The organism is Mycobacterium sp. (genome assembly GCF_002863225.1).
Classification (GTDB): domain Bacteria; phylum Actinomycetota; class Actinomycetes; order Mycobacteriales; family Mycobacteriaceae; genus Mycobacterium.
On record NZ_PKEK01000090.1, the window covers coordinates 1 to 18,349 of the forward strand.

An 18,349-nucleotide genomic window follows, 5' to 3' on the forward strand; every position below is an offset into this window, starting at 1 on the left:
CTCCGAGGACATACCCGCAGCGACCAATTCCCAGAACTGACGCTGCACCGCCACCAACGAATGATGAGTCGCCATCAACACCCCTACCTACGAAGTGTTGCAACCACCCCTTTAACCCAAGCGGGTACACGCCACGCTCGCGTCGATCTCGACGCAAACAAGCTGGTGAACAAGCGGCTAGCTGCAGATCGCTCCGGTGGCCGCCGACCCGACCAGCTTGACGTACTTGGCCAGCACCCCGGTCTTGTAACGGGGTGGTAGCGGCGCGAAACCCTCACGGCGGGAATCTAATTCGTCCGCGTCCAGCAGCACGTCCAGCGTGCCGTTGGCGACGTCGAGCCGGATCCGGTCACCGTCGCGCAGGAAGGCGATCGGACCGCCGTCGACCGCCTCGGGTGCGATGTGGCCGACGCACAGGCCGGTGGTGCCACCGGAGAATCGGCCGTCGGTCAACAACAGCACGTCCTTGCCCAGGCCGGCGCCCTTGATGGCGCCGGTGATGGCGAGCATCTCGCGCATCCCGGGCCCGCCCTTGGGGCCTTCGTAGCGGATCACCACCGCATCGCCGTGGGTGATGGTGCCGTCCTCCAAGGCGTCCAGGGCGGCCCGCTCACGCTCGAAAACCCTTGCGGTGCCCTCGAACACGTCGGAGTCGAAGCCGGCCGACTTGACCACCGCGCCCTCGGGTGCCAGCGAGCCGTGCAGGATGGTGATCCCGCCGGTGGGGTGGATCGGATTGTCCAGCGCCCGCAGCACCTTGCCGTCCGGGTCCGGCGGGGCGATGTGCGCCAGGTTCTCGGCCATGGTCTGCCCGGTCACGGTCAGGCAATCTCCGTGCAGCAGACCGGCATCCAGCAGCGCCTTCATCACCACCGGCACGCCGCCGATGTGGTCGACGTCGAACATCACATGCTTGCCGAACGGCTTGACGTCGGCCAGGTGCGGCACCTTCGCGCCGATCCGGCTGAAGTCCGCCAGCGACAGTTCCACCTCCGCCTCGTAGGCGATGGCCAGCAGGTGCAGCACCGCGTTGGTCGATCCGCCGAACGCCATCACCACCGCGATCGCGTTCTCGAACGCCTCCTTGGTCAAGATGTCGCGCGCGGTGATTCCGCGGCGCAACAGGCCGATGACCGCTTCGCCACTGCGCCGTGCGTAGCCGTCGCGGCGGCGGTCGGTGGCCGGGGGAGCGGCGCTGCCGGGCAGCGACATGCCCAGGGCCTCGGCGGCGCTGGCCATGGTGTTGGCGGTGAACATCCCACCGCAGGCGCCCTCACCCGGACAGATGGCCCGCTCGATCGCGTCGACGTCCTCCCTCGGCATCAAGCCGCGCGCACAGGCGCCGACGGCTTCGAACGCATCGATGATCGTGACGTCGCGTTCGGTGCCGTCGGACAGCTTCGCGCGGCCCGGCAGGATCGAACCCGCGTAGAGGAACACCGACGCCAGATCCAGGCGGGCGGCGGCCATCAGCATTCCGGGCAGCGACTTGTCACAGCCGGCCAGCAACACCGAGCCGTCCAGTCGCTCGGCCTGGATGACGGTCTCGACGCTGTCGGCGATCACCTCGCGCGAGACCAGCGAGAAGTGCATGCCCTCGTGACCCATCGAGATGCCGTCCGACACCGAGATGGTGCCGAACTCGAGCGGGTAGCCACCGGCGGCGAACACCCCCTCCTTGACCGACTTGGCCAACCGCTCCAGCGACAGGTTGCAGGGGGTGATCTCGTTCCAGGACGACGCCACCCCGATCTGCGGTTTGGCGAAGTCCTCGTCGTCCATGCCCACCGCCCGCAGCATCCCCCGGGACGCGGCTTTTTCCAGGCCGTCGGTGACCTCACGGCTGCGGGGCTTGATGTCGATGTCGGGCGAGAGACTCTTGGAGGGCATTGGTTGATTATGCGGCTAGCGGCAGAGCGGCCAAAATCATTAAAATACCCCCAAGGGGTATCAGCGTCACGTGAGAAAACCATGCCTTACCAGGGTGGCGTGGCGCGCAGGTGGCCCGATCGTTGACAATGGTGTCCACACCGGCGCCGTCGAGATGGCCCGAGCACGATCTTCAAGACCACGATGTCGGAGGGGCAGATGGCACCCACACACGGATATTCGTCGCAGAAAGACAACTACGCCAAGCGGTTACGGCGCATCGAGGGCCAGGTGCGCGGCATCGCGAAGATGATCGAAGACGACAAATACTGCATCGACGTGCTCACTCAGATCAGCGCCGCCAACAGCGCGCTGCAGTCCGTCGCGCTGAATCTGCTCGACGAGCATCTCGGGCACTGCGTCACCCACGCGGTTGCCCAGGGCGGCTCGGAGGCCGACCAGAAACTCGCCGAAGCCTCGGCGGCCATCGCGCGACTCGTTCGGTCCTGATCGTTAACACCACGCCTGCGATGCGTGGTTGAGTAGGGGCCGTGGGGCCAGCCCGTGCTACCGAGGGGCGAACTGCTACCAGCAGGCCCTGGACTCCCCGAATCGCGGTGCAGCTGGCCGTGCTGGCCGCAGCGGCCTTCACCTACGTCACCGCGGAACTGCTTCCGGTCGGCGCGCTGCCCGCAATCGCCCGGGACTTCCACGTCAGCGTCCCGATGGTCGGCACGCTGCTGGCCTGGTACGCGCTGGTCGCGGCGGTCACCACGATTCCACTGGTCCGCTGGACCGCGCACTGGCCGCGCCGCCGCGCGCTGCTGCTGTCGCTGTCCTGCCTGACCGCCTCTCAGCTGATCTCCGCGCTGGCGCCCAACTTCGCGGTGCTGGCCGGCGGCCGGGCGCTGTCGGCGGTCACCCACGGGTTGATCCTGTCGGTCATTGCGCCGATCGCGACGCGGCTGGTTCCGCAGAGTCATTCCGGACGTGCGACGACGTCGATCTATGTCGGCATCAGCCTGGCGGTGGTGGTCGGCAGCCCCGCCACCGCGGCCATGAGCCTGCTCTGGGGCTGGCGGATCGCCGTCGGCGGCGTGACCGCGATCGCCGCCGTCGTCACGATCGCGGCGGCCGTCGTCCTGCCGCCGCTGTCGCTGAGTGACGAGCAGCGCGCCCGGGTCGGTCGGGCGGCCGGGCATCACCGCAACCGCAGGTTGGTGATCGTGAGCCTGCTCACGATGGTCGCGGTCACCGGTCACTACATCTCGTTCACGTTCATCGCGGTGATCATTCGCGACGTCGTGGGTATTCGCGGGCCCGATATCGCCTGGTTGCTGTCCATCTACGGGATCGCCGGCCTGCTGGCGATGCCTCTGGTGGCCCGGCCGCTGGACCACCACCCCCGGGCCGCCGCGATCAGCTGCATGGTGGGCCTCTACGTGACGCAGCTCGTGCTGACCATGCTGACCTTCCATCGGTTGCCGGCTTTGGCGACCGCCCTGGTGGGAGTGGTGGCCATCGCACTGTGGGGTGGCTTCGCCAACGCGGTGTCGCCCATGCTGCAGGCCGCGGCGATGCGGGCCGGCGCCGACGACCCCGACGGTGCGTCAGGGTTGTACATGGCGGCGTTTCAGATCGGGATCATGGCCGGATCGTTCGCCGGCGGCCTTTTCCTCGAGCGCGGCGTCCTGGCCATGTTCGCCGCCTCCGCCGCGCTGATCGGCATCGGAGCGGCCGGAATGACCGCCGAGCGGCAGCTCTTCGCGGTCGCCGCGGCCGACCCGCAGTAGCGGGTAAATCCGCAGGTCAGCGGCCTGACAGCGCCCTCGTTATTGACGCGTCGGCAATCGCTGGATTCATGGAGCGACGGCGCGCTACGGCATACTGGCCAGAGACCGTGACTTGGAGGGAATCAAATGTCGCAATGGACCAAAGGTCCTCTGACCGCTGCGTTCGGTGCCGCGGGACTGACCGCTGCGCTGTTGATGGGGCATGGTGTGGCCATCGCCGACCCGGACCCGGACCCGGCGCAGCCCGGACCCGGAGTGGAAGCCCCCGGCCCCGGACCGGTCGAGCCGCTGCCGCAGCCCGTCGACCCGATGGCCGGCCAGCCACAGGTCGGGGTGCCGCCTGCGGGCAACCCGGTCGTGCCGCCGTCGGGTGACCCGGCCGCGGTTGCCGCCGCAGCGCAGACGGGACCGGTCGTCGGGCAGAACCCGGAGCCGTTCACCGGCCCGCCCCCGTTCGTGCCGCCGACCTTCAATCCGGTCAACGGATCGACCGTGGGTGTGGCCGAGCCGATCATCATCAACTTCGCCCGGCCGATCGCAGATCAGCGGATGGCCGAGCAGGCGATCCACGTGTCCTCGACCCCGCCGGTGTCGGGCAAGTTCTACTGGCTGACGGCCAGCCAGGTGCGCTGGCGCCCGCTCAGCTTCTGGCCCGCGCACACCGCGGTGCACGTCGACGCCGCCGGCACGCAGAACAACTTCGTTGTCGGCGACGCGCTGCAGGCCACCGCCGACGACGCGACGCACCAGCTGGTGATCACCCGCAACGGCGTGGTGGAACAGACCTTCCCGATGTCGATGGGGATGGCCGCAGGCGGGCATCAGACGCCCAACGGCACCTATTACGTGCTCGACAAGAAGGCCAAGGTCGTGATGGATTCGTCCACCTACGGCGTGCCGGTCAACTCGACCTACGGCTACAAGGTCAACGTCGAGGACGCCGTGCAGTTCGACAACAGCGGCGACTACGTGCACAGCGCTCCGTGGTCGGTGGCCGATCAAGGCAAACGCGACGTCAGCCATGGCTGCATCAACATCAGCCCGACCAACGCAAAGTGGTTCTTCGCCAACTTCGGCGCCGGTGATCCCATCGTGGTCAAGAACTCGGTCGGGACCTACAGCAAGAACGACGGCTCCAACGACTGGCAGCTCTGAGTCGTTCGGTCGGCGTGAAACCTAGTTCCAGATGCGGACCCGGTGTCCCGGGTCCAGGAACAACGCGTCGGCCTCGCTGACGTCGAAGGCGTCGTAGAAGCTGTCGATGTTGCGGATCACGCCGTTGCAGCGGAACTCCGGCGGTGAGTGCGGGTCGATGGCCAGACGCCGGATCGCTTCGGCGTCACGGGATTTGGTGCGCCACACCTGCGCCCAGCCGTAGAACACCCGCTGCACCCCGCTCAGGCCGTCGATCACCGGCGCGTCCGCACCCTTGCGCGACAACTGGTAGGCAAGCAGCGCGATGGACAACCCGCCCAGGTCGCCGATGTTCTCGCCGACGGTGAAAGCACCGTTGACGTGGTGCGTGGCGTCCAGGCCGCGAGGCGTGAAGGCTTCGTACTGGTCGATCAAAGCCTTTGTGCGCAGGCCGAATTCGGCCCGGTCGTCATCGGTCCACCAGTCGACCAAGTTGCCGTCGCCGTCGTACTTGGCACCCTGGTCGTCGAATCCATGGCCGATCTCGTGGCCGATCACGGCACCGATGCCGCCGTAGTTCGCGGCGTCGTCGGCCTCGGCGTCGAAGAAGGGGGGCTGCAAAATCGCTGCCGGAAAGACGATTTCATTCATGCCGGGGTTGTAATAGGCGTTGACGGTCTGCGGCGTCATGAACCACTCGTCGCGGTCGACCGGCCCGCCCAGCTTGGCCAGATCGCGGTCGTACTCCAGGGCGTAGCCGCGCTGGTAGTTGCCGTAGAGATCGTCGCGCGCGATCACCAGCGAGGTGTAGTCACGCCACTTCGCCGGGTAGCCGATCTTCGGCGTGAACTTGTCGAGCTTTTCCAGCGCGCGCTGCCGCGTCTCCGGGGTCATCCACTCCAGGTCGGTGATGCTGACCCGGTAGGCCTCCCGCAGGTTGGCCACCAGCTCGTCCATCCGCGCCTTGGCGTCCGGCGGGAAGTGCCGCTCGACGTAGAGCCGCCCGACGGCGTCGCCCATCAGACTCTCGACCAGGCCGACGCCGCGCTTCCACCGGTCTCGCAACTGCTCGGTGCCCGAGAGCGTGCGGCCGTAGAACGCGAAGTTCTCGTCGACCAGTTCGTCGCTCAACAGCGATGCCCGCCCGCTGATCACCCGCCAGCGCAGCCAGCGTCGCCAGTCCTCGATGTCTTCGCTTTCCCAGAGCGCGGCGAACGCGATCAGCGCGTCGGGCTGACGGACGACCACCTCGGCGGCCTGCTCACCCGTGACGCCCAGTGCGTGGAACCACACCGCCCAGTCGAAACCGGTTGCCTCGGAACGCAGTTCGTCGAAGGTGCGCAGGTTGTAGGTCAGGTCGGCGTCGCGGCGCTTGACGACGTCCCAGTGCGCCGCGGCGATCTTGGTCTCCAGGGCGACGATCTGCGCGGCGGTGGTCGCCCAGTCGCCGTCGTGCTCGCCGAAGACGAGCGCGAACATCCGCGCGATGTGCTTCGGGTATTCGGCCAGGATCGAGGCGTGCTGCGGGTCGCGGTAGTACGACTCGTCGGGCAACCCGAGCCCCGACTGGCTCAGGTGCAGCAGGTAGCGGGTGGAGTTCTTGGAGTCGGTGTCGACGTACAGGCCGGTGCCGCCGCCGATGCCGGTGCGCTGCAGCTCGCCGAGTTCGGCGGCCAGCTCGATCGGCGTCAGCGCGGCGTCGACTCCGGCGATCTCGTCGAGCAGGGGTCGGACGCCGAGGCCGGCGATGGTGTCGGTGTCCATGAAGCTGGCGTAGAGGTCGCCGATGCGCTGCGGATCGGTGCCCTCGGCGCCGTTGCTCGCCGCCGCCTCGGTGATGATGTCGCGGACCTGCTCTTCGGCGCGGTCGGCCAACAGGCGGAACGCGCCGTCGGTGGCCCGGTCGGCGGGGATCGCGTAGTCGGTCAGCCAGCGCCCGTTGACATGACCGAACAGGTCGTCTTGAGGGCGGGCACCAGTGTCGACATGGCTCAGGTCGATACCCGAGCGGATAGCTTCTACCGTCACGCTTCTCATTCTTACCCGAGTGGGCGGCCGCGCCTCGGGCGACCGGCGGCTGACGTCGGCGACTGCAGCGTCACGACGGGCCCGCTGCCGGTCGACATGTAGCCTCACGGCCATGCCCGACGAGGAGCAGACCGCCGCAGCAGCCGACGACGCAGCCGACGCCGGTGCCGAGAAGGCCGCCGAGCAGGCAGCCACCGAGGCGGGCGACAGCCGGATGTTCTCTCCCTACGGCGTCGCCTCGGCGGTACTGGGCGCACTGTGTGTCGCGGCGATCGCGCTGGGCGCGGTGATCTGGACCGGCCACCGCGACGACGCCGGCGAGCGCAGCTACCAGACTCGCGCGATGCAGGCCGCCGCCGACTGGACCGCTGTGCTGATCAACATGAACACCGAGAACATCAAAGAGAGCCTGCAGCGCCTGCACGACGGCACGGTCGGCGAGCTCAACGCCGACTTCGACTCGTCGATCCAGCCGTACCAGCAAGTGGTGGAGCGGCTGCAGTCGCGCAGTCGCGGCGAGGTCAACGCGGTGGCTTTCGAGTCGGTGCACCACGACCTCGACGCGCAACCGGGCCGCCCCGCACCGGCCGAGCTGCCGGCGTCCATCGCCCGCCGCAACGACACGATCATGGTGGTGGCCACGTCGGTCAGTGAGAACGCCGGCGGTAAACCGCAGACCGCGCACTGGAATCTGCGGCTGGGGATCGCCGACGTGGACGGCAAGCTGATGGTCTCGCGGCTGGAGTCGGTCCGATGAGAAACGCCTGGCGGGTACTGGCATTCGACATCGCCGCGCCGGTGGCCGCGATCGCGGCGCTGCTGGCGATCGGCTACGTGCTGAACTGGCCGGTCTGGTGGGTGTCGCTGTGCTCGGTGCTGACGCTGCTGATCGTCGAGGGCGTCGCGGTGAATATCTGGCTGTGGCGGCGTGACGCGGTCACTTTGGGCACCGACGACGACGCGCCCGGTCTGCGCCTCGCCGTCGTCGCGCTCACCACGGCAGCGATGGTCGCGGCCGTGCTGACCGGCTACCGGCAGTGGACGTCACCGGACCACGACCTGAAGGTCGACTCGGCCGAGGTGGTGCGCATCGCCACCGAGATGGCCCAGGCGACCGCGACGTTCGCGCCGTCGGAGCCGATGGCCGCCATCGATCGGGCCGCAGCGATGATGGTGCCCGAGCAGGGCAACACCTTCAAAGAGCAATTCGGCAAGGCCACAACGGATTTGGCTCGTCGCAACGTCACCGCCACCGCGGCGACGATGGAAGCGGGTCTGGAGGCGATCGGCCCGTCGGCGGCCGCCGTGGCGGTGGTCATGCGGGCGACGCAGAACGAACCGGGCCAGCCACCCGACAACGCGGTGCTGGCTTTGCGTGTCACGTTGACCAAGCAGAGCGGTCATTGGCTGGTGCTCGGTGTCGCGCCGCTCAACCCCCGCTGACGGCTAGCGGAGTCGGGCGTGTTCGACCATCAGGCAGCGGTCCATGACCACCTGCAGGCCCGCCGCCGCGGCTTCCCGACCGACCTCGTCGTGCCATAACCCCTCTTGCAGCCACAGCGTCTTGGGGTGCGGCGCGAGTGCGAGCGTGTCGTCCAGTACGGCGGGCAGGTCGTCGAACCGGCGGAACACGTCGACCATGTCGGGCACCACGGGCAGGTCGGCCAGCCGGGAGTACACCGGCGCGCCGTCGATCTCGGTGATCGTCGGGTTCACCGGAAAGACCTGGAACTGACCGGTATTCACGAGGTAGGTGTAGATCTCGTTGCTGGGCCGGGTCGGCTTGTCCGACGCGCCGACGACGGCGATGGTGCGAGTTTCGGCCAGGATCTGCCGCAGGGTCGAATCGTCGGGACGGCCCGGCATCAGCGTGAGCGCGGCGGTCGCTGCTGAGTGCGCTGTGGTTGCGAAGGTGGCTCGTGCGAGCGGGCTTTGGCGAAGCGGTCGGAGAGTCGGCGCATCCGGATCATCAACGACGCCGACGGACTGGTGGTGGCCGCGAGGTAAGCGCGCACCTCGTCGACGGGCACGCCGATCCGCGATGCGAACTCGGGCAGCTTCAGGCCGGATCGCTCGATCAGGACCCGGACGTGGCGGGCCACTTCGGTGCGCTCGTTGGCTTCGAGGTGGGCGCGGGCGCGGTCCAGCACCTCGGCCAGCGCCTTGGAGATGCCGTAGGGGTGCGAGGTTTCCAGCACCTCTTCGACCTGGCGCGCGGTGCGGCCGAACGGGTCACGCTTGATGGCGACCGCGATCTGCTTCCAGGTGGCGATGTCGCCACCTTCGAGGGCCGAGCGGATCGCTGAGGTCGGCCAGAATTCGACGGGCCGGTCACCGTTGCGGGGACCTTCCGGTGCTCGGTGCGGCGCCTGCCCATGGCGTCGGTCCGCTGCCAACGTCACCTCGCCTCCTCCAGCATCGCCACCGCTACCGCGAGGCAGCGTCGTCGGACACCTTCCCAGTCTGCCTTGGTATCGGACTCGGGCCAACCGTCGTCGTCACCATCCGACGGGTGGGGGTCAGCGAGTCGGCGGACCAACTGGCTGGCGATCCACTGCCGCCGGGGTGATTGCCCAGAGTAATACCTGTCCATCCCGGCCAGAACGACCGCGGCGTTCTCGGCGTCCATGGTGTCGACCAGCTCGGCGAATTCGGCGTAGTCCCGGCTGCTGTTGCGGCTCAAGAGCAGGTAACCCTTCAGGCGCAGCGTCTCGGCGCCGGTCGGGATCTGCAACCGGTCGCCGGTGGGCAGCTGGACGTGGGTGGTCTCCACCGGGCTGCGCCGCTCGAATGCCGGCTGTTCGTTGTCGTCATCGGCCTGTGCTGACAGGGCGTCCAACGCCACCGACAACCGGCCACGCCACAACGTCACCGGGTGGACGGGCCGCACCGCGCGCGGGGCCGCGCGACCCGCGCCGCCACGGTGTGAGAGATTGCCGACGAACTTGCGGGCCGCCGATTGACCGGGGCTGGTGGTTCCGCCGTTGGGGCCGTTCGGCGTGCCGATCACCGCCAGCTGGCGGGTCGTCGAGCTGGCCACGTACTCGGTGCCCTTGATCCGGGCGCGCGGCTCGCTGCTTCGCCCGCATCCGATGAAGGCCAGCGGGTCGGCGACGGTGATCGCATCGGGCACCAGGCTCTTCAACCGGGCCGCGGACTTCAGCACGATGCGCAGGTCGGCACCGGGCACCGCGGGCGCTGAGATGTCGTTGGGGATCATCAGGACATCACCGAGATCGACTGCAGGCAAAGGCTTTTCGAAGTCGACGGAAGGCAGGATGCGTTCCAGCCAGGCCGGCAGCCACCAGTTCCACTCGGCGAACACCGCCATCAGTGCCGGCACCATCACCAAGCGCACCACGGTGGCGTCCACCGCGATCGCCACCGCGCACGCCACCCCGATCTCGGCCACCAGCGGCATCCCGGCGAACGCGAAGCCGATGAACACCGCGATCATGATCAGCGCCGCACTGGTGATGGTCCGCGCGCTGGTGCTCACGCCGTAGGCGACCGCGTCGTGGGTGTTGCCGGACTGCAGGAACCGCTCCCGGATGCGGGTCAGCAAGAAGATCTCGTAGTCCATCGACAGACCGAACGTCATCGCCAGCACCAGCGGCGGAACCGTGCTGTCGATCGAGGTGATCTGCGCGAAACCGAGTTTCTCCAGCCAGCCCCACTGGAAGACCACCACCAGGCTGCCGTAGGCGGCGGCCACCGACAGCATCGTCATCACGACGCCCTTGAGGGCCAGGAACACCGATTGAATCGACAGCAGCAGCATCACGAACGCGATCAGCGCCACGAAGACCAGCACCAGCCATTGGGTCTTGGACACCTGGTCGTCGAAATCTTTGATCAGCGCGGTCGGACCGCCGACGCTGATCTGCGCCGACCCGCTGGTCGACGCGGGCAGGTGCTCGCGCAGCCAGGAGATGGTGTGGCGGGCCCCGAGGTCCTCGGGGTCCACCGTCAGGATCGCCGAGAGCATCGCGCTGCTGTTGTTGTCGGCGAACACCGGCGGCGCCACCGACAGGATGTTCGGCGAGTGCCCGATCTGGTCGCGGATCGCGGCGATCGCCTGCGTGTGGGTGGCCGACGAGGCGTCGCCGTCAGGGAAGGTCACCAGCACCTGCACCGGGCCGAGCGCGCCCGGGCCCAGCGCCTCCGAGGCGGCCGACACCCCGGCCCGGATCTCGTGCGACGAGTTGAATTGGCGAAGCAGACTGTTGCCCAACACCATGGACAGCGCCGGCACCGCCATCGCCAGCAGCACGACAGATGCCGCGGCCGCAGACGCCCACGGCCGGTGCATCACCCCGCCGATCCAGTGCGTCCAGAATCGTGACTGGGTGGTCTCGGGGCGCCGCGACCAATGCAGCGCCGCCGACCGTTTGGCGGCCGACCGGCCGAACGTCGCCAGCACCGCCGGCGTCATCGTCGTCGACGTCAGCATGGCCACCGCCACCGCGAGGATCGCGCCGGTGGCCATCGACGTCAGCGCGGGGGTGTCGATCAGGTAGATGCCGGTCAGCGAGGCAACCACGGTCATCCCGGACAGCGCGACCGCCAGGCCCGAAGTCGCCATCGCGGCGTCGATCGCCTCCTGCGGCTGACGTCCGGCGCGTAGTTCCTCGCGGAACCGCATCAGGATGAACAGCGAATAGTCGACCGCCAGCGCGATACCGAACATCGACACCGTCGAGGTGACGAAGACGGACATCACCGTGTACGCCGACAGCAGGTAGACCAGGCCCATCGTGATGATGACGGTGATGATGCCCAGCGCGAGGGGTATCGCGGCGGCGGCCAGCGAGCCGAAGACCGCCAGCAACACGATCAGGATGATCGGAACGTTCCACTGCTCGGCCTTGGCGATGTCGTGTTTGGTGTTGGCCGCCGCCGCGGTGCTGAGCGCGCCCTGGCCGATGACGTAGAGCCGGACCCGGCCGCTCTGCATCTGGCCCGGACGCTCACCCTGCACACCGACCTTGACCCGCAGCTTCTTCGCCGCGTCGCTGGCGCTGTTGTTGGTGGCAGCGTCGAGCCGCAGCGAGACGACGTACGGCCGGTCGGGCTGCGGGGACGGCTGGGCGGGGTTGGCCACCACCACGACGTCGGGCTGCTGTTTGGCGACTTGCTGCAGGAAGCCGGCCGCGGCGTTCATGTCCTCGTAGCTGGCGTCCGCCCGCGGCGCCGCGACCAGTGCCAGCGGCGACGAGCCCTGGTCGGGATAGTGCGCTTCCAGTGCGTCGTGCACCCGCAGCGACTGGGACTCGGGCACCTCGAAGCCACCGCCGGTGAGGTGACCCGACGAGGTCAGCACCAGGTAGAGGGCGGGGACCAGCGCCAGCACCCAACCGGTGAAGACCAGCCAGCGGAACCTGCGCAGGCTGCTGCTCAAGCGCATCATGAAGTGCTGGATTGTGGTCTCCCCGCATTCGTTGCCACGCCCAGACCCGCAGGACTTTGCGTGTCCGCGAGCCTACCGCAGCCAGATACGTGCTGACCTGGCTTCCGGGTCGCTGAGCTGCAACAACTCGGCAACGAAGTCGATTCCTGCACAGGTATCCCACAGGTGTGACGAAAACCGCTCCGCCGGGTGGCGCCCGGCGCTGGATCGGATGGCAGGATGACCGCTAGGTGTCGGCCTCGAGCCGGCGACTGTCTGCGGGGGGCAGAGAATCCTCGCATGCCACGAGGAGCTCGACATGACGTCCCTGACTGGGAGTGCGGCTACGCAGCGCCGCCGACTGCTGGCCGCTTTGACCGCGACCGGGCTGGGCGGTGCCTCGGCGGCGATCCTGCTCTCCGCGCCGGCGGCGGTTGGTACGCCGGACCCCTGTGCCGCCAGCGAGATGGCGCGCACTATCAGCAACGTGGCCAGGTCCGCGGGTGACTACCTCGACGGGCACCCGGAGACCAACCAGGCGATGACCACCGCCCTGCTGCAACCTCCCGGCCCACAGTCGGCCGAGTCGCTGCGGACCTATCTCGGCGCCAATCCGAAGGCCGCCAGCGACCTGCAGACCATCGCGCTACCGCTCGCGGGATTGGCGACCACGTGTCAGACCCCGCAGATCAGTCTTCCGCAGGTGCTCGGGTTCCCGCAGTTCGCGTTGAGCGGCCCGCCGCCGACCAGTCCCGCCGCGCGAGCCGGCTACGGAGCGCCGGGTGCCCCGCCGGTGAACACCGCAACACCGGGGACGGGTGCTGCTAGATAGCGCTCTCGGCGGCGTCGGGACCCGTGTCATCGTCGCCGGCGTCGAGGTGGCTCTCGGCGCGGAACATGAAGAAGAACACCACCCAGCCGACCGCGGCCAGCATCAGCCAGCTGATCAGCCGGTAGATCAACATGGTCGAGACCGCGCTCGGCAGTGACATGCCGCTGGACACCAGGCTGGGCACCAGGACCGCCTCGACCACCAACAACCCGCCGGGCATCAACGGGATGGTGCCGACCGCACGGGCGGCGGCGCAGGCGACGGTGAGCCCTCCGAGCGACGCATGCGCGCCGGCCGCGTAGGCCGCGAACGCCAGACAGGCGACGTCGGCGAACCGGTTGATCACCGACCAGCTGAAGGCCGTCGCCAGGTCGCGGCGGCTCAGGCTGACCGATTCCAGCTGGCACAGCATCTCTCGCCACTTGGCCAGGCCGACGTCGGCGGGTCGGCCACGCAGCGCGTTGAATCGCGCCAACACCCGGCAGCCGATGCCTTCGATCAGCTCGGGTCGCGAGGCCACCGCCTGCGCGAGCAGTAGCAGCGCGACGAAGCCGCCCAGCGTGAACAGCAACGAGAACGGGTTGTTCTTGGCGCCCAGCACCAATGCGCCACCCAGGCCGAGCAGCGCCAGCCCCACCGCTTGCAACACGCCCGACAAGACCAGCTGCCACGACGCGACCAACGTCGAGGCGCCCCAAAGTCGTTGCTGCCGTAGGAGAAACGTCGCCGCGATCACCGGGCCTCCCGGCAGGGTGGTGCTCAGCGAGTTGGCCGCGTAGTAGGCGGCCTCGGATCGCGGCTTCGGAACCGGGACTCCGGCCGAGGCCAGTAGCGTCCGCTGCACCTCGGCGAAACTGTGCATCAACAACACCGCTGCCAACGCGCTGGCCAGTAGCCACCACCACTTTGCCGCATACAGGCTGCCGGCTGCCTTGGTCAGCTGATCCCAGGCCAGTTCGACCTCGACGCCCAGCACTACAGCCACGACGGCAAGGGCGGCCCACCGCAGCCACCAATACTTACCGCGGGCCCGCTCGGGAACCTGACCGTCGACGTTCCTGGGCGGTGCGTCGTGCGACACGCGCACAGCGTAACGCCGCAGGTCGTGTCGGATCGCTGCGCGACGCGGGTGTTCGCCCCTAGTCTTGCTGGTATGCCAGCACAGGCCGCCCACGATTACGCCGAGTCGGTCGAACCGATCGTCCGCAAGACCGCCGCCTGGGCCTGGCGTCTGTTGGTGATCCTGGCCGCTGTCGTCGCATTGCTCTGGGTGGTCGAGCGGCTGGAAGTGATCGTCGTTCCGCTGTTGCTGGCGTTGATGCTGAGCGCCCTGCTGGTCCCGGTCGTGGATTGGCTGGACAAGCGCGGCGCTCCCCGCGGCGGTGCGGTCGCGCTGGTGTTGCTGGCGAGCTTCGCGACCCTCGGCGGCATCCTGACGTTCGTCGTCAGCCAGTTCATCGTCGGCGTACCGGATCTGGTCGACGAGGTCACCCACAGCATCGACTCGCTGAAGAAATGGCTGATCGACGGTCCGCTGCATCTGAGCCGCCAGCAGATCGACCACGCCGGCAACTCGGCGATCCAGGCGCTGCAGAACAATCAGGAGAAGTTGACCAGCGGCGCGTTGTCCACCGCGGCCACCATCACCGAGATCGTCACCGCCGCACTGCTGGTGCTGTTCACGTTGATCTTCTTCCTCTACGGCGGCCGCAACATCTGGAGTTACGTCACCAAGCTGGTTCCCGCCCATGTTCGTGAACGTGTGCGCGCGGCCGGCGGCGCCGGATTCCGCTCGCTGACCGGCTACGTGCGGGCCACCTTCCTGGTGGCTCTGGTCGACGCGGCCGGCATCGGCACCGGGCTGGCGATCATGAGCGTGCCGCTGGCGTTGCCGCTGGCGTCACTGGTCTTCCTGGGCGCATTCGTCCCGCTGGTCGGTGCGGTGCTCAGCGGTTTCCTCGCGGTGATCGTCGCTCTGCTCGCCAAAGGCTTTGTCTATGCATTGATCACGCTCGGTCTGTTGGTCGCGGTCAACCAGCTCGAGGCTCACATCCTGCAGCCGTTGGTGATGGGCCGGGCGGTCTCGATTCATCCGCTGGCGGTGGTCATCGCAATCGCCACCGGCGGCGTGCTGGCCGGGATCATCGGCGCGTTGTTGTCGGTGCCCACCGTGGCGTTCGTCAACAACGCGTTCAAGGTGCTGCTGGCAGACGACCCGGAATCAGCGGCCGACGTATCCGACGAGGATGCCAAGGTGATGCAGGCCGACCCCGACGAGGTTCAAGTCAAAGATTAACGGCGTCAGGCGGATTCGCGCCTAGATGCGACCTTCCCGGCGGAGCAGGTCCTGGGCGCTGAGCCCGCCGCCGCGGCGTGGCCGAGGCTTTTCGCCGCGGGCGTTCAACTTCTCGGTGGCCGCGTCGGTGTCCTTGTCCTCCCGCGGTCCGGTCGGGATCGCGGTGGTGGCGTCGTCGGCTTCGGGTGGCGGCGGGTTCGACGGCTTCTCCCGCGGCGGGATCTGCAGCGCCCGGGTCTCGTCGGCCGACGGCTGCGGCGGCTTGGGCGCGGCACCGCGTTGTTCGCCGGTCGGCCCGCCCCGCAGGTCGCTGAGCCAGGACTCGATCTCGCGGTCTTCTGCGCGCGGGGGAGCGGCCGGCGCCGGTGGGCGACCGGAGGCCGGGGCGGCCGACGGGTTCGGCTGGGCCGAAAAACGAGTCGTGGGAGCCTCTTTCGACTCGGGTCGCCCGGGCGCCGACATTCTGGATGTGCCGGCGGTCGACGGCAGGTCCTGAGCTGGTGGCCGCGGGTCCGGTCGCGGCGCGGGCGGCGGTACCGGTGCAGCCGGCCGGGTCGGACGCGAGGCACCCTCGGCGGTGGGGTGCGTCGGGTCGTGCGGCGGCCGCGGTGCCGGTGCAACCGGCGGTCGGGTGGTCGCCGCGGGCCGGGACGACCGGGCTCGCGCCGACGGCGCCTTGCGCTCGTCGGGCAGGTGAATCTCGCCGAGCCCCAAGCGATTCTGCAGGCGCTTCATCCAGTGCGGCGCCCACCAGCAGTCGTCGCCGAGCAGCTTCATCACCGACGGCACCAGGAACATCCGGACCACGGTGGCGTCCAGCAGCAGCGCCGCCATCAGTCCGAACGCCAGGCACTGCATCATCATCAGGTCGGAGAATGCGAACGAACCGGCGACCACGGCAAGCACCAATGCCGCCGCGGTGATCAGGCGCCCGGTGGTTGCCGTTCCGATCCGGATCGCCTCGGCGGTGGACATGCCTCGGGCCCGAGCCTCGACCATGCGCGAGACCAGGAAGACCTCGTAGTCGGTGGCCAGACCGAAGCCGACCGCGACCACCAAAGCGATGATCACGATCATCAATGGCGCCGGCGTGAAGTTCAGCAAGTCGGCGAAATGTCCGTCAACGAAGATCCAGGTCAGAACGCCCAGCGTGGAGCCCAGAGTCAACGCGCTCATCACCGCGGCCTTGATCGGCAGCACCACCGATCCGAACGCCAGGAACATCAGCAACATCGTCGTGCTGAGCAGCACCACCGCCATCAGCGGCGCCTTCGCGGACAGGCTGTGAATACTGTCCTGCTCGAGCGCCGGGACACCACCGACCAGTACCGACAATCCCCGCGGCGCCGTCATCGAGCGCAGTTCAGCGAGCTTTTTCGCGGCGTCGCTGGCGTGCGCCAGCCCGTTCTGGATCACCCGGACCGAGTCGTCCTTCGGATGGGTTCCGTTGGGTCCCGAGACGCAGGGGTTGCCTTCGATCGCCGGGCAGGGGCGTTCCTGCCAGGTGGTGTCGGTGAACCCGCTGATCGACGCGGCGGCGTTGCGAACCTCGGCGACCTGCTGATCGGTCACCTTGCTGTGGTTGTTGCTCTCGATCACCAGCGTCAGCTGGTTGGTTCGATATCCGGGGAAGAGTTTGTCGAAGTTCTGCTGCGCCTGGCGCACCGAGTTGTTCGGCGGGAGATAGGTCTCGCTGATCCCGCCGCCGAAGGACAGGTTGTGCAGCGGAAGGATCAGCACGATCATCCCGATGATGATCGGGATGGCAAACACCAGCGGCCGCTTCATGACGACGTTGACCAGCTTGCCCCAGAATCCGGCTTCGACCTCTTCGCGGGTCTTGGTCTTCTGCAACCGGTCGGCCAGCCAGTTCAGGTAGGCCCGCGACGGCTTCCAGCTCGCCAGGAACGGGATGCGGAACAGGGTCCGCACGCCCAGCGCGTCGACGTGGTTGCCCAGTACCGACAGCACGGCCGGCAGCAGGGTGATCGACAGGATCGCGGCGAGTGTCACCGAGATGATCACCGCATAGGTCAAAGACTTCACAAAACCCTGCGGCAGCAGGAACAGACTGGCCGCCGAGACAGCGATCAACGTCGCCGAGAACGCCACGGTTCGGCCTGCGGTCATCACCGTGCGGCGCACAGCGGCCTCGGTGTCGTAACCCTCGGCGATCTCCTCGCGGAAACGGCTCACCACGAACAGCCCGTAGTCGATGGCGATACCGAAACCCATCATCGACACGACCGGCTGGGCGAAGAAGTGCACCGGCCCGAACTCAGCCATGAGTCGCAGGATGCCGAGCGAGCCGGCGATGCTCAGCCCGCCGACGATCGCGGGCAGCGAGGCGGCGACGGCACCGCCGAAGACCAGGAACAGCACGACCGCCACCAGCGGCAGTGCCAGCACCTCCATGCGTTTCTGGTCGGTGCCGATGGTCCCGGTCAGCGCGCTGGCGATCGGCTCGAGGCCGGCCAACTGGACGTTGCCGCCGTTGAGCTTCTGCAGATCCGGCGCGATGTCGTTGTAAGTGGTCAAGATGGCGTCGTCGTTGTCGCCCTTGAGCGGGATGCTGACGAAGGTGTGCTTGCCGTCCTCGCTGGCCATCCCCTTGATGACGGCGTCAGTGCTGGTCGGCGCCGCGAGCCAGCCGGCCCAGCCGACCACCTGGTCGGGGTGGTCCTTTTTGAAGGCGTTGAGCTCGTCGACGACCTTCTTCTGCCATACCGGGTCGTTGACCGTCTTGGGCGCGGTGAAAATGGCCACGACGTGGCTGGTTCGATCGCGTCCGTAGGTGTCGTCGCCGAGCACCGACGCCTTGACCGACTGGCTGCCGCCGTCGTAGAAACCACTCTGGGTGACGTGCTTGCCGAGGCTGATTCCGAAGACGCCGCCAAGCAGGCTCAGCGCCACCATGACGCCGATTACGATGAACCGGTAGCGATATACAGTTCGACCCCACCAGGCGAACACGTGAGCTCCTTTACTGGATCTGCAACGACCCGCGC

14 protein-coding genes are annotated in these 18,349 nt (G+C 68.0%); 7 read left to right on the top strand and 7 right to left on the bottom strand.

The window, feature by feature from the left end:
* Positions 1-177: 177 nt before the first annotated feature.
* On the bottom strand, positions 178-1,890 hold the full coding sequence (gene ilvD / locus CYU59_RS25260; RefSeq protein ID WP_293004028.1) for a dihydroxy-acid dehydratase: 1,713 nt from the start codon (positions 1,888-1,890) through the stop codon (positions 178-180).
* 198 nt (positions 1,891-2,088) lie between these two features.
* Between ilvD and CYU59_RS25265 the strand changes: the two genes are divergently transcribed.
* The 3 genes from CYU59_RS25265 to CYU59_RS25275 all read left to right on the top strand — a co-directional run bounded on the left by CYU59_RS25265 (position 2,089) and on the right by CYU59_RS25275 (position 4,817).
* The gene (locus CYU59_RS25265) at positions 2,089-2,379 is read left to right on the top strand and encodes a metal-sensitive transcriptional regulator (RefSeq protein ID WP_293004029.1); all 291 of its coding nucleotides are present in this window, start codon (positions 2,089-2,091) and stop codon (positions 2,377-2,379) included.
* A gap of 41 nt (positions 2,380-2,420) precedes the next feature.
* The gene (locus tag CYU59_RS25270; RefSeq protein WP_293004030.1) at positions 2,421-3,662 is read left to right on the top strand and encodes an MFS transporter; all 1,242 of its coding nucleotides are present in this window, start codon (positions 2,421-2,423) and stop codon (positions 3,660-3,662) included.
* Positions 3,663-3,788: 126 nt separating this feature from the next.
* The gene (locus tag CYU59_RS25275) at positions 3,789-4,817 is read left to right on the top strand and encodes an Ig-like domain-containing protein (RefSeq protein WP_293004031.1); all 1,029 of its coding nucleotides are present in this window, start codon (positions 3,789-3,791) and stop codon (positions 4,815-4,817) included.
* Between the two features lie 21 nt (positions 4,818-4,838).
* On the opposite strand, the gene CYU59_RS25280 is transcribed toward CYU59_RS25275, so the two are convergent.
* Positions 4,839-6,824: a M13 family metallopeptidase gene (locus tag CYU59_RS25280; RefSeq protein ID WP_293004032.1), complete on the bottom strand. Its 1,986-nt coding sequence runs from the start codon at positions 6,822-6,824 to the stop codon at positions 4,839-4,841.
* A 112-nt stretch (positions 6,825-6,936) separates the two neighbouring features.
* Between CYU59_RS25280 and CYU59_RS25285 the strand changes: the two genes are divergently transcribed.
* On the top strand, positions 6,937-7,581 hold the full coding sequence (locus CYU59_RS25285) for a hypothetical protein (RefSeq protein WP_293004033.1): 645 nt from the start codon (positions 6,937-6,939) through the stop codon (positions 7,579-7,581).
* Positions 7,578-8,267 (top strand): hypothetical protein, encoded by a 690-nt coding sequence (locus CYU59_RS25290; protein WP_293004034.1) that lies wholly within the window; start codon positions 7,578-7,580, stop codon positions 8,265-8,267. Before CYU59_RS25285 ends, CYU59_RS25290 begins: the two co-directional genes overlap by 4 nt.
* 3 nt (positions 8,268-8,270) lie before the next feature.
* Here the strand turns inward: CYU59_RS25290 and CYU59_RS25295 are convergent, their stop codons facing one another.
* From CYU59_RS25295 to CYU59_RS25305, 3 genes are read right to left on the bottom strand one after another with little or no spacing between them, the layout of a single operon-like run.
* Positions 8,271-8,690 (bottom strand): CoA-binding protein, encoded by a 420-nt coding sequence (locus CYU59_RS25295; RefSeq protein ID WP_293004035.1) that lies wholly within the window; start codon positions 8,688-8,690, stop codon positions 8,271-8,273.
* A complete protein-coding gene (locus CYU59_RS25300; protein ID WP_293004036.1) occupies positions 8,690-9,226 on the bottom strand; it encodes an XRE family transcriptional regulator in 537 nt (178 codons plus the stop codon). Before CYU59_RS25300 ends, CYU59_RS25295 begins: the two co-directional genes overlap by 1 nt.
* Positions 9,223-12,234 carry an MMPL family transporter gene (locus tag CYU59_RS25305; protein WP_293004037.1) on the bottom strand — a complete coding sequence of 1,004 codons (3,012 nt, stop codon included), beginning with the start codon at positions 12,232-12,234 and terminating at the stop codon, positions 9,223-9,225. Before CYU59_RS25305 ends, CYU59_RS25300 begins: the two co-directional genes overlap by 4 nt.
* Positions 12,235-12,532: 298 nt before the next feature.
* Here CYU59_RS25305 and CYU59_RS25310 point away from each other — a divergent pair, with 298 nt between their 5' ends.
* Positions 12,533-13,045 carry a hemophore gene (locus tag CYU59_RS25310; protein ID WP_293004038.1) on the top strand — a complete coding sequence of 171 codons (513 nt, stop codon included), beginning with the start codon at positions 12,533-12,535 and terminating at the stop codon, positions 13,043-13,045.
* Here CYU59_RS25310 and CYU59_RS25315 read toward each other — a convergent pair.
* A complete protein-coding gene (locus CYU59_RS25315) occupies positions 13,038-14,126 on the bottom strand; it encodes a YbhN family protein (protein ID WP_293004039.1) in 1,089 nt (362 codons plus the stop codon). The genes CYU59_RS25310 and CYU59_RS25315 overlap by 8 nt on opposite strands.
* Positions 14,127-14,198: 72 nt before the next feature.
* On the opposite strand from CYU59_RS25315, the gene CYU59_RS25320 reads away from it, so the two are divergent.
* Positions 14,199-15,341, top strand: coding sequence for an AI-2E family transporter (locus CYU59_RS25320; protein WP_293004040.1), 1,143 nt, complete (start codon positions 14,199-14,201; stop codon positions 15,339-15,341).
* A 21-nt stretch (positions 15,342-15,362) separates the two neighbouring features.
* Here the strand turns inward: CYU59_RS25320 and CYU59_RS25325 are convergent, their stop codons facing one another.
* Positions 15,363-18,314 (bottom strand): MMPL family transporter, encoded by a 2,952-nt coding sequence (locus CYU59_RS25325; protein WP_293004041.1) that lies wholly within the window; start codon positions 18,312-18,314, stop codon positions 15,363-15,365.
* Between the last annotated feature and the right edge of the window lie 35 nt (positions 18,315-18,349).